The organism is Ferdinandcohnia sp. GQ5 (assembly GCF_059759275.1).
This window is the reverse complement of sequence record NZ_JCAXEW010000010.1, coordinates 147,390-158,651: the sequence shown is the minus strand read 5'-3', so window position 1 is coordinate 158,651 and position 11,262 is coordinate 147,390. Positions and strand designations below refer to the sequence as shown.

Annotated in this window: 15 protein-coding genes; 4 read left to right on the top strand and 11 right to left on the bottom strand. The window is 36.6% G+C overall.

Features of this window, described 5'->3' with window-relative positions; translation table 11 throughout:
• Position 1 precedes the first annotated feature (1 nt).
• Complete coding sequence (locus AC6CHV_RS14025) at positions 2-604, bottom strand: helix-hairpin-helix domain-containing protein (RefSeq protein WP_341330807.1); 603 nt, start codon at positions 602-604, stop codon at positions 2-4.
• 104 nt (positions 605-708) lie between these two features.
• On the opposite strand from AC6CHV_RS14025, the gene comER reads away from it, so the two are divergent.
• Positions 709-1,542 carry a late competence protein ComER gene (gene comER / locus AC6CHV_RS14020; RefSeq protein WP_341330806.1) on the top strand — a complete coding sequence of 278 codons (834 nt, stop codon included), beginning with the start codon at positions 709-711 and terminating at the stop codon, positions 1,540-1,542.
• Between the two features lie 78 nt (positions 1,543-1,620).
• Here the strand turns inward: comER and AC6CHV_RS14015 are convergent, their stop codons facing one another.
• From AC6CHV_RS14015 to AC6CHV_RS13980, 8 genes are all read right to left on the bottom strand, one after another.
• Positions 1,621-2,364: a class I SAM-dependent DNA methyltransferase gene (locus AC6CHV_RS14015; protein WP_341330805.1), complete on the bottom strand. Its 744-nt coding sequence runs from the start codon at positions 2,362-2,364 to the stop codon at positions 1,621-1,623.
• Complete coding sequence (gene rsfS / locus AC6CHV_RS14010; RefSeq protein ID WP_341330804.1) at positions 2,361-2,717, bottom strand: ribosome silencing factor; 357 nt, start codon at positions 2,715-2,717, stop codon at positions 2,361-2,363. The genes AC6CHV_RS14015 and rsfS overlap by 4 nt, the downstream gene beginning before the upstream one ends.
• A 1-nt stretch (position 2,718) precedes the next feature.
• A complete protein-coding gene (gene yqeK, locus AC6CHV_RS14005) occupies positions 2,719-3,291 on the bottom strand; it encodes a bis(5'-nucleosyl)-tetraphosphatase (symmetrical) YqeK (RefSeq protein WP_341330803.1) in 573 nt (190 codons plus the stop codon).
• Positions 3,281-3,850, bottom strand: a complete 570-nt coding sequence (locus tag AC6CHV_RS14000) for a nicotinate-nucleotide adenylyltransferase (RefSeq protein ID WP_341330802.1) — start codon at positions 3,848-3,850, stop codon at positions 3,281-3,283. Before AC6CHV_RS14000 ends, yqeK begins: the two co-directional genes overlap by 11 nt.
• A gap of 228 nt (positions 3,851-4,078) precedes the next feature.
• Positions 4,079-4,381, bottom strand: coding sequence for a ribosome assembly RNA-binding protein YhbY (yhbY, locus tag AC6CHV_RS13995; protein WP_121447275.1), 303 nt, complete (start codon positions 4,379-4,381; stop codon positions 4,079-4,081).
• A complete protein-coding gene (aroE, locus tag AC6CHV_RS13990; RefSeq protein WP_341330801.1) occupies positions 4,375-5,220 on the bottom strand; it encodes a shikimate dehydrogenase in 846 nt (281 codons plus the stop codon). Before aroE ends, yhbY begins: the two co-directional genes overlap by 7 nt.
• 37 nt (positions 5,221-5,257) lie before the next feature.
• Complete coding sequence (gene yqeH / locus AC6CHV_RS13985; protein WP_341330800.1) at positions 5,258-6,367, bottom strand: ribosome biogenesis GTPase YqeH; 1,110 nt, start codon at positions 6,365-6,367, stop codon at positions 5,258-5,260.
• Positions 6,368-6,372: 5 nt separating this feature from the next.
• Positions 6,373-6,927: a YqeG family HAD IIIA-type phosphatase gene (locus AC6CHV_RS13980; protein ID WP_341330799.1), complete on the bottom strand. Its 555-nt coding sequence runs from the start codon at positions 6,925-6,927 to the stop codon at positions 6,373-6,375.
• A 365-nt stretch (positions 6,928-7,292) separates the two neighbouring features.
• Here AC6CHV_RS13980 and AC6CHV_RS13975 point away from each other — a divergent pair, with 365 nt between their 5' ends.
• Positions 7,293-7,433: a sporulation histidine kinase inhibitor Sda gene (locus AC6CHV_RS13975; protein WP_121447319.1), complete on the top strand. Its 141-nt coding sequence runs from the start codon at positions 7,293-7,295 to the stop codon at positions 7,431-7,433.
• A gap of 21 nt (positions 7,434-7,454) precedes the next feature.
• Here the strand turns inward: AC6CHV_RS13975 and AC6CHV_RS13970 are convergent, their stop codons facing one another.
• Entirely contained in the window at positions 7,455-8,255 is an 801-nt protein-coding gene (locus tag AC6CHV_RS13970; RefSeq protein WP_341330798.1) for a phosphatidylserine decarboxylase, read from the bottom strand.
• Positions 8,256-8,397: 142 nt separating this feature from the next.
• Here AC6CHV_RS13970 and pssA point away from each other — a divergent pair, with 142 nt between their 5' ends.
• The gene (gene pssA, locus AC6CHV_RS13965) at positions 8,398-8,937 is read left to right on the top strand and encodes a CDP-diacylglycerol--serine O-phosphatidyltransferase (RefSeq protein ID WP_341330797.1); all 540 of its coding nucleotides are present in this window, start codon (positions 8,398-8,400) and stop codon (positions 8,935-8,937) included.
• A 114-nt stretch (positions 8,938-9,051) separates the two neighbouring features.
• Here pssA and AC6CHV_RS13960 read toward each other — a convergent pair whose 3' ends face one another.
• The gene (locus tag AC6CHV_RS13960) at positions 9,052-10,845 is read right to left on the bottom strand and encodes a M3 family oligoendopeptidase (protein ID WP_498079075.1); all 1,794 of its coding nucleotides are present in this window, start codon (positions 10,843-10,845) and stop codon (positions 9,052-9,054) included.
• Between the two features lie 179 nt (positions 10,846-11,024).
• Here AC6CHV_RS13960 and AC6CHV_RS13955 point away from each other — a divergent pair, with 179 nt between their 5' ends.
• Positions 11,025-11,249, top strand: a complete 225-nt coding sequence (locus AC6CHV_RS13955; protein WP_498079074.1) for a hypothetical protein — start codon at positions 11,025-11,027, stop codon at positions 11,247-11,249.
• The last annotated feature ends 13 nt before the right edge of the window (positions 11,250-11,262 follow it).

Genomic DNA, 11,262 nt, shown 5'->3' with positions numbered 1-11,262 from the left:
GTCAATTTAATTTGAGTTTGTCCCTTATTTTTTCAAAGGATTTTTCCCCGATTCCGCTAACTTCCATCAGGTCCTCAAGTTGTTTAAACGGTCCATTTTCTTCACGGAATGCAATGATCGCTGCCGCTTTTGATGGGCCGATTCCTGATAACGTTTCAAAATCTGCCTGTGCTCCTTTATTTAATGAAATCTTTCCATCGCCTTTTGGGGACAAACTGCTATCCATTTCAAAATCCTCACCAATGCGTGGAACATAAATAACCATTTCATCCTCCACTCGCTGTGCTAAATTCACCTGATTGATGTTTGCATCTTCAGTAAATCCACCCGCCATCACTATAATGTCCTTAATTCTCATCCCATCCTCGGCCTTATATACATTTTCATTATGTACCGCTCCCTTGATATCAACAAGAATTACCTTAATCTCTTCCTCTGCATCAGTCTCTTCCTCAACGTTCGGTTCAAAGAGCAAATCCTCTTCTACCTCGTAAGGTTCTGCCCTTGTTCCATGATCAAAAATATTATAAAAGACAATAAAGATAACTAGACAGACTCCACAACATATACTAAATAACTTAATCTTTTTTTCTCTAAAATTCATGGTTTGGTCTCCTTTGTTTTTTTTTACTTTAAGTAAAATCATTCATAATTTTATTCGGGAAAACATATTGTTTTAGGAGAATAGTCTGTAAAGGAGGGACGAACTTGAATATAGGGTTTATTGGTACAGGAAATATGGGGAAAATTTTAATAGAGTCCTTTGTAGAATCTCTTGCTGTTCCGCCTTCAAAATTAACGATAACAAATCGAACCATTGAAAAAGCAATAGCCATTAAGAACTACATGCCAGATATCACAGTTGTAGCAACAAATGAAGAGGTTGTAAAAGGCTCTGATTTAATTTTCATTTGTGTAAAACCTTTGGAAATTCACCCCCTTTTACACCAATTATCTCCTTGCCTAACGAGTAGTAAATGTATCGTTTCAATTACGAGTCCGATTTCTGTTGAACAGCTCGAATCAATTGTAAACTGTCAGGTCGCACGTATTATTCCAAGTATTACAAATCGCGCACTAACAGGCGTATCCTTATTTACTTTTGGAAGTAGCATTAGCAGCAGATTTAAGGATTATTTGGAATTTCTTTTTGAGCAAATTTCTGCTCCGGTTCACATAAATAACGACATTACAAGAGTCGCTTCTGATATTGTAAGCTGCGGCCCTGCGTTTTTTACTTATCTTGTGAGAAAGTTTATTAATGCAGCAGTGAAGGAAACGAAAATTACAGAGGAGCAAGCAACAATTTTAGCTAGTGAAATGATTGTCGGAATGGGAAAATTGCTTGAAAAGGAAATATATACGTTGCCCACTCTCCAGGAAAAAGTATGTGTAAAAGGTGGTGTTACTGGGGAAGGCATTAAGGCAATGGAAGAAAATATCGGTGAGTTATTTGTAGAACTTTTTAGGAGTACCCATCGAAAATTTGATGAGGATATTTACGAAGTAAATAAACAATTTAACGAGACTCCATCTCGATAAATATACCATGTTCCTTCTTAAATAGGAATACTCATTTTTTCACGACAAATAAAACGAGGGCAGACATCGTCTGCCCATCTATTTTTTTGCGGTAAATAATATCCGTTCAGAAGTCTCCTGAACTGGGTTACTAAAATCTGCAAGCACATTAACTACTTTGAAACCTATTCTCTCAAGCCAATTTTGTAAAGTCTGAATCGGAAAGGTTCGCTGTTCATGAAATTCGTCAAATCTCGTATAATCATCAGAATGTTTATTTTTTACAAAAAACGATAATTCATGTTCTACACTGTGAGGATGTTCCCCCTCAAAACAATTCCAAATAAAACTAACCTCTTCATCACTGCTCACAAATGGCCCATCCATAAAAATGGAGTCCATTTTATAAACGGAATGGACATCAAACAAGAAAAGTCCATCGTGTTCCAATAGCTTGAAAACATTTTGAAAGGTTTTCTGCACATCTTCTTCAGTACGCAAATAATTAAGTGAATCACAGAAAATCACAATCACATCAAATGGATCTAACCCCGAGATTTCCACCATATCCTGTTGGTAAAACTCAATCTTCACTCCGGCTTCCATTGCTTTGTTATTCGCGACTGCCAGCATATCCTCAGAGAGATCTACCCCAACAACCTCAAAGCCTTCTTTTGCAAGTCGAATCGCAATTTCACCTGTTCCGCATCCAATATCAAGAACACGCAGTGGATGTTTTTTATTAAAGTGCGAAACTCTCTCTTTAAAGAACAAAATCCATTGCTCATAATCCACATCACGCATTAGTTCATCGTAGATATAGGCAAATTCTCCATAGCTCATAAACTCAGCACATCTTCTATTGTTTCAGTAGGCGCATCTCCCCACAGACGTTCTAAATTATAGTAGGTACGCTCGTCTTTATGAAATATGTGAGCAATTACATCTCCAAGATCAACAAGAACCCATCTTGCTTCGTCAAAGCCCTCAAGACGCTTGATTTGAATACCATTTTCATCGGCTTTGTCTTTGATTTCGCGTGCAATTGCTTGTACTTGTTTTTCAGAATTCCCATGACAGATTAAGAAATAATCGGCAACAAGGGATAGCCCCTTCATATTTAATGCTACAATATTTTCAGCGCGCTTATCGTCAGCAGCTTGAACTGCAAATGTTAAGATGTCTCTTTCATTCACCCTAGGATTCCCCCTTTTTATTTAAGATTAATGCATTATATGTTTGCAAAGTATCAGGATAAATGGCTTGATTTTTTTTTGCCAAAAACATGATCGTGTTTCTTAATGAATAGATGAGGGCTGTGTCTAAATCCTGTTTTGCGATTTCTCTAACTTCCTCTACACCCGGAAAATGTCTACCTGGCTCGATGTAATCTGCGACAAATATAACCTTTTCAAGCAGAGTCATTCTTTCACGTCCAGATGTATGGAAACGAATTGCATCAAGGATTTCTTCATCCTGAATCCCCACCTCTGTATTAACAAGGTAGGCTCCTACCGGCGCATGCCATAGTTCTGTATTATAAAATAATAAATCCTTCGGCATATGTTGGTCGATAATGATCTGCTTCATCTCTTCCTTTGATCTAAATTTCGCATAGTCATGGAAGATGGCAGCTGTTTCGGCCTTTTTCAAATCAGCATCATATCGTTTGGCCAGGTCAATGGCTGTCTCCATAACACCTAGTGTATGCTGATAGCGATGCTCCGTTAACTGTTCTTTAACAAGTTCTAGGGCCATATCACGTTCCATATAAATGCTTCTCCTCTATATAGTTTCGTACTTTTTCAGGAACTAAATACATTGTATTTCTATTTTCCCTCAGCCTTTTTCTAATCATCGAAGAGGATATATCTAATTGAGGAACATCTACTTCAACAATTGGATATTGAGTCGGAAAAGAATATCCTGGTCTTTTCACCCCAACAAACGTAATCAAATCGATGAGTTCATCAATTTTATGCCAATGCGGCAAATATTCGACCATGTCCCCACCAATAATAAAATAAAATTTTGTATCACGATATTGTTCACGTAACAATAGAATTGTGTCGTATGTATATGAGGGTCCTTCTCTATCCAGTTCAATAAGCTGTAATTTGAATTTTGGTTGGCCTGCAATGGCTAGAGAGAGCATTTCAACCCGCTCCTCATCAGTCACATAACTTTTCCGTTCTTTGTGTGGAGGTATACGATTTGGCATAAACCAAATCTCCGATAAGTTTAGCTGTGTTAATACCTCTGAAGCAATGAACAAATGACCAATATGGGGCGGATCAAATGTACCACCTATGATTCCGATATGGTTCATTTTTTCCCTCCTAGTCGGTCGAAAATGACGCATCAAATTTCTTGCGTACTTAGCTCCGAGAACATAGTGAACAACCAGTTATGCGCTTGCGTCTACTAGTATATTCACGATGTTAATTCCTTAGCGCAAGGGTGTTAGGAAGTAATCTCAAGCAGTTGCCTCGCTTCGGTACTCGGAAGCTCGCGCCGCCTTGAACTTCGGTCCTTTTCAACCTCCTTATTTGAATGCTTATTTGTTAGCCTTTGGTAGCTCCAATTGCTTGTTTTCTTTAGACTCTTTGTATAGTACAATTGTATTTCCAATGATTTGGACCAATTCAGCTTTTGCACCATTGCTCAGCTCTTGCGCTACCGTATCACGGTCATCCTCGCAGTTTTGAAGGACACTTACCTTTAATAGTTCACGAGCTTCTAACGCATCGCTGATTTGTTTAATCATGTTGTCATTTACCCCACCTTTTCCAACCTGAAAGATTGGATCTAAATGATGAGCTTTAGATCGCAAAAAGCGTTTTTGTTTACCTGTTAGCATGTCTTACCTCCTAATAGCTTTGTAACTAGTCTTTCCATTCTGTCCGTGTCTGGAAATATTCCTGTCCATTTTTCAAATGCTAAAGCACCCTGATAAACAAACATTCCAATTCCATTTTGCGTAATTGCACCACGTTTTGCTGCTTCATGCAAGAGTTTGGTTTCAAATGGATTATAAATGATATCACTTACGATAGTTTTTGGAGCCAAATTCTCCAGTCTAAGCGGAATTTCATCAACCTTAGGATGCATACCAACTGAAGTTGTATTGATTATGACTTTATATTTACCCAGAATACTCTCTGCTTCCGCAAAAGCGAGTGCATGCGAGTCAACCGCGAATTTGCAATCGTCAATAATGGCTTTTGCCCGGTCAATCGTGCGATTTACAATATCAATTCTTTTCACACCCATAGCTGCTAATGAAATAAATATCCCTCTAGCTGCACCACCGGCTCCGATTATCAATACATTTGAAGAACACAATTCCTCATTATTGATGACGCGATTTAATGAACGGATAAATCCATTTCCGTCCGTGTTATAGCCTACTAATTTCCCATTTTCATTTACAATCGTATTCACTGCACCGATATTCTTAGTAACCTCTTCAATTTCATCTAAATAGTCGATTACCTTTAATTTATGTGGAATTGTTACGTTAATGCCTGATACCCCGAGTGCCCTTATTCCTTCAATTGCGGCTTTCACCTGGTCCTGTTCCACATGGAAAGCATGGTATCTAGCATTAAGCTTATAATGTTCAAAAATATCATTGTGCATCATCGGTGACATCGAATGTGAAATGGGACTTCCAATTACCCCATATACCTTTTCCATTTCCTCACCCATTACCATTAAGATTACTACTTTTTTGTTAAATTAATGATTTTCTTATCATAACCCCAACGCCCTTTGGAACATGAGCTACTACCTTCGTATGTGGTTCATTAATCGTTACCCAACCCAGTCCTGAGAAAACAATATCTGTTTTCGCTTCTTTGATCATGAATTCATGGGCAACCAGTGGCGGAAAATCATTTAATTCATGTTTACCAGGAGGCTGTAAGAGCTCACCCTGATGTTTCTCATATAATTCATCAGCATTTTCTAGTTTTGTGCGATGGATATTTAACAAATTTGAGAAATGACAAACGAAAGACTGTCTGCCACCACTTATAAAATCAAACCTTGCTAAGCCACCAAAAAACAAGGTTTGTGCTTCATTTAACTGAAAGACTTTCGGTTTAATTTCTTTCTTAGGTGTAATAACTTTTAAGTCTTGTTTTGATACAAAGTGTGCCATTTGGTGATGATTGATTATTCCTGGAGTATCAAATAAGGAATGCTCCTCATCAAGAGGAATATCAATAATATCTAATGTTGTACCTGGGAAGTGAGAAGTAGTGATGATGTCCTCTTTCTCTCCACTAAATTCCTTAATCAGACGATTAATGAATGTAGACTTTCCGACATTCGTACATCCTACTACGTATACATCTTTTCCAGAGCGATAATGCTCAATTGCCTCAGCTACCTCCTTGATGCCTGTACCTTTTTCTGCACTGATTAAAAAGACATCTACCGGTTTTAAGCCAAGTTCTCGAGATGATTCTTTCATCCAGTTTACTAGTTTTTTTGGTTTTACCGATTTCGGTAGCAAATCCACTTTATTACCTACTAATAGTATATTATTGTTCCCCACAAAACGATGAAGACCTGGTAACCAACTGCCATTAAAGTCGAATATATCAACAATCTTTACGATTAATGCATTAGTAGAGCCTATTCCGTGTAGGATTTTTAAAAAGTCATCATCGGTTAAGGATACATCTTGTACTTCATTATAATGCTTTAATTTAAAGCAGCGTTGGCATATGACTTTATCCTTCTCTAAAGCAGATGTTGGTGCATATCCTAATTTTGTTTCGTCAGCTGTTTGGATTTCTACTCCACAGCCAATACAGCTAATCTTCTCTTGTTCCACTCTATTTAATCCTCCCAATAAAGCATTCCACGACGCTTCATCCAAGTTAATATTCTTCTTTCGACTAGGCGGTTAAATTTTGTAAAGAAACCGTCCGTTTGGGCAACTGGAACAACAAGAATAGTATGCATGCCACTCCTGTTCCCACCAAAGACATCTGTTAGAAGTTGGTCACCGATTACAACAACCTCCTCCTTTTGTAGACCCATTTCCTTTACTGCGCGCTTAAAAGCACGTACTAATGGTTTTCTCGCCTCAAAAATAAATGGAATACCTAGTGGATCTGCAAATTCTTTTACCCGTTTTTCATTATTATTTGAGACAATTGTGACGGTAATACCTTGCTCCTTAATTTCCTTAAACCATTCAACAAGTTCTGGAGTTGCACTTGGGCGATCCCATTCTACCAACGTATTATCTAAATCGGTAATGACACCTTTGATGCCTAGTTCTTTTAATTTGCTTGGTGAAACCTCAAAAACTGATTTCACATGTTCATTTGGTAAAAAAACATTTAACAATTTGTTACACCTCTCTCGGACTACCCTTTTTATACCCATCCTATCATAACGAATTAATATGATTTCCACAAAGCAAAAAGATGACAAAATGCATGATAATCTTTCATTTTTTATACAAAAAATAAAAAGTTTTCGACAAAAGTCAGTAAATTTCAACACCTGTGGATAATCTTATACACATTTTACACAGCGATATACATAGATTTCCAAATTTTATAAACAAAATACCCACAGGTTATCCACTATTTCCTGTGGATAACAGAACGGTTGTTCTATTATTTTTTTCGTGATAGAGTAATTTTAACAACAACGAATAACATAATAGTATATGCAACATGAGAAACTTTAGAACATATTACATGTAATTAATTTAGGAGGTGAATGGCCAACTATTGGCAGTTGATATGAAAAAATTATCAGATGACTTGTTAGTTGAATCTTATTTTAAAGCAATAAAATTAAAGCTAAGTCCTGATTTTATTCACCTTATTGAAACTGAAATTATGCGCAGATCATTGGGACATAAAATTAAAAATATATCATAATTCATTTAATTAAAGAGCCATTTAACGGCTCTTTTTTTCTTTATCATTAATTATCCCTAATACTTCACCTACTTTAATATCCGTCAAAGCATTAATTTTAGGGTTAAGCATAAAACTGTCTTTTTCAAATAACAATATGACGGTTGAGCCAAATGAAAAGTACGCAATTTCTTCCCCTTTTTCCACAGTATCACTTGTATATGTAGTTTCTATACTATTTACAAACATTGCACCTACCTTAACCATTGCAACATATGTATCTTTGCCCTTTATTTCTGTGATTTTTCTAAAATTCTTGGATAAAGGATCTCTACCATATTTTAACCCCAGTCGATTAACCGGATACGATTTCCGGCCTAATGCCCATTGTTTCGTAACGACCCCAGTTATTGGACTATGAATTCGGTGATAGTGGCTTGGGCTTAAATAAAGAATAAGGAAGGTACCACCTATGTATTTTGAAAGGGACTCTTCATCACCTAGCATTTCGGCAACCTGGTAGTGTTTACCCTTTACAATCATTTCTTTTGAAGCGGTAATAATCCCCGTTTCTTCAATGACAGCATCAACAGGACTAATAACCGTATTTTCGGTCTGATCGATTTCCCTACTTCCTTTTCTAAGCCGTCTTACAAAAAGGTCATGTAGGGTTGAGAACTCTGTCAAGTTTTTTTCCATTTCGGCTTGGTTAATATTGTATATTTTCGCATAACTCGGAATAAGTATAGCACTAACTCTTGATTGTGAAAATTTTTTTAAAATCGCCGATGAAAAACGATGATTTGTTAATTCTATAAAAAAGCGATAAAGCCATTTTTGCAAACCCAATTCCTCCTAGGATGTAACAATTCTCTTTACAAAAGCAAAATGGAACGAATAAAATAAGATTAATAAAGTAATACTATACCATTTTATTGATTTTTGGTCCTTTTTACAAAGACTTTTCCAAGAAAGGAGTGATGAGATGTTTTTATTAGATTATTTAGATTCAACTTTAAAAAAGCTTAAAGCACACACCGCTAATATTCTTACTTTAATTAACTTAAGCTTAGGTGGTTTTTCAATATTATTTATTCTTAAAAACGAATTAAATTTAGGATTATTATTGATCTTTTTAGCCGCTCTTGCTGATCGATTTGATGGAATGGTAGCAAGAAAATTTCAAATTGAATCAGAGCTTGGAAAACAGCTTGACTCGATGTGTGATATTATTTCATTTGGAGTCGCACCTGCACTTTTATTATACCAAGGAATTATTCATGAATTCGGAGCACCGGGAATGTTTTTCACCGTTTTTTATATCGGATGCGGCGCATTTCGATTAGCAAAATTTAATATTAGCGACAATAAAGGCTTCTTCATTGGCTTACCAATTACAGCTGCAGGCTGTCTTTTGACATTAAGCTTCTTAGCAATCCCTTATGTTTCTCCTCAATTTTTTATTTACCTCATGATTATCCTGTCCTTCCTGATGGTTGGTACATTTAAATTAAGGAAAGTTTAATTCAAATCCAAAAACACCTATCCACTTTTAACAGCAGATAGGTGTTTTTTCTTTTCTGGCTCCAGGCACCAAAGGATTCTATTGCCTAAGGCCATGCAGATTTTGCTTTTCTAATTACTTGGTCAGTTCTAAAAATTCCTCGACATCTTTTATCGAAAGTTTTACTGCTTTTTCCCAGAAGTCGCGCTTCGTCAAATCAACACCTAAGTGCTTTGCAGCAAGGTCTTCTACTTTCATGCTTGCTGTATCCTTTAACAGTGCAATGTACTTCTCTTCATAATCTGTTCCCTCTTCTAATGCCTTTGCATAAATACCTAAAGAGAATAAATAGCCAAATGTATATGGGAAGTTATAAAAAGGTACTCCAGTTATATAGAAATGCATTTTTGACGCCCAGAATTGTGGATGGTATTCCTCTAGTGCGCCACAGTATGCTTCCTTCTGCGCTTCAAGCATAAGTTCATTAAGACGATCTGTGCTTACAATACCCTGTTTGCGTTCTTCATAGAATCTTGTTTCAAATAAGAACCGAGCATGAATATTCATATAAAACGCAACACTTCTCTGGATTTTATCCTCTAGAAGAGCGAGCTTTTCATCTTCTGATTTTGCATTTTTTACAGATGCATCCGCGACAATCATTTCTGCGAACGTGGATGCAGTTTCTGCAACGTTCATTGCATAACTACGATTTAACGTGTGAACCCCTGCCATAGCATGCTGATGAAATGCATGGCCCAGCTCATGGGCAAGCGTTGATACATTAGATGGTGTTCCTGAGAACGTCATAAAGATTCTAGATTGATTGCTTTCAGGGAAACTTGTGCAAAACCCGCCTGGTCGTTTACCAGGACGATCTTCAGCTTCAATCCAGCTATCTTCAAATGCTTTTTGGGTAAATTCAGTAAGCTCAGATCCAAACTTACTAAATTGGTCTAATATAAATTCGGCACCTTCTTGATAGGAGACCTTTGATTCAGTTTGTCCTACTGGTGCATCCAAATCATACCAACTAAGTTTATTTAGACCTAATACCTTTGCTTTACGGTTCAAATACTCAACAAATGGAGCTTTGTATTCCGTAATAACGGACCACATGGTTTCAAGCGTTTCCTTAGACATTCTGTTTATATCTAACGGTTCTTGGAGAACATTTTCCCACCCTCGTGCTTTATACACATTTAAACGGAACCCGCCAAGATGATTCAACGACTCACCAATATAATCTGAATGTTCAGCCCAAGCTTTTTCCCATTGCTCAAACATCGTCTTGCGGACATTACGGTCAGAGCTTGAAAATTTGTTAAATGCTTGTCCAACAGAAAGTTGTTTTTCTTCTCCATTTTCCTTAAATGGAACTTTGATGTTTCCAACTACCATATTATAAAGCTGTCCCCAAGCGTGATATCCATCAACACCTAAGGCATTAATAAGATTTTCTTGCTCAAGTGATAGCTTTTCTTTTGCTCTCATTCTTCTTTCTTCTAATACATACGATAGCTCATTTAATGGCTCCTCTGATAAAAGCTTATTCCAAACTGATTCCTCAATTGCAACCAGCTTTTGATCAAAAGCAGTAAGTACCGATTGAAGTTGTGCACTTAACTGTGTTGTTTTTCCTTGTAAAAGAGTAGCGCCACGATCTGTAGTATCTTGTGCTGTCAAGCAGCTAACAAAGGCACCTGCTTGGCGAAGCTTTTTAAAAGATGATTGGAAAGCATTTAGTATGTTTAATAATTCTTCTTTATCTTTCTCATTTGTTGGTACTTGAAAAGCGTCAACTAAAGCATCGAATTCTGAAAGTTCCTTATGTAGCGCTTCCAAGAAGGAGTGAAATGCAGGTGAACTGCTTCCCCCTTCGAAAAAGACGTCTAAATCCCATTTTAGTTCATATGTACTCGTGCTCATATTTGTTTCTCCCTTCTAATTACTTAGTCTCCCTAAATAATTTATATGATTCATTATAAATGGATTTTTAAAAAATTTCTATCATTTCGGGAAGTTTTTGACTTTCTCACCTTTTTACATACCTTGAATGAAATTTTACCTTTGGTGGTAAACTTAGGAAAAACCCGGAGTTGTTTGTAATGAAGAAGAAATTAATTCAAAACTATATAGAAAAGTTTAAAGACACTAAACTGGACCCCGAACAATATCCGGAAGAATCTGCTACTGAAGATATTCAAATAAAAAAGCAGGAAATTGACTTAGACCTGCAAATAAATATTTCAATATTAAAAAAGATATATTCGGTCCCGGAAAACAATGATGTAAAAATCCATAATTTTACGATTGGTGGGCTAAATAAATAAGCAGCTGTATTAT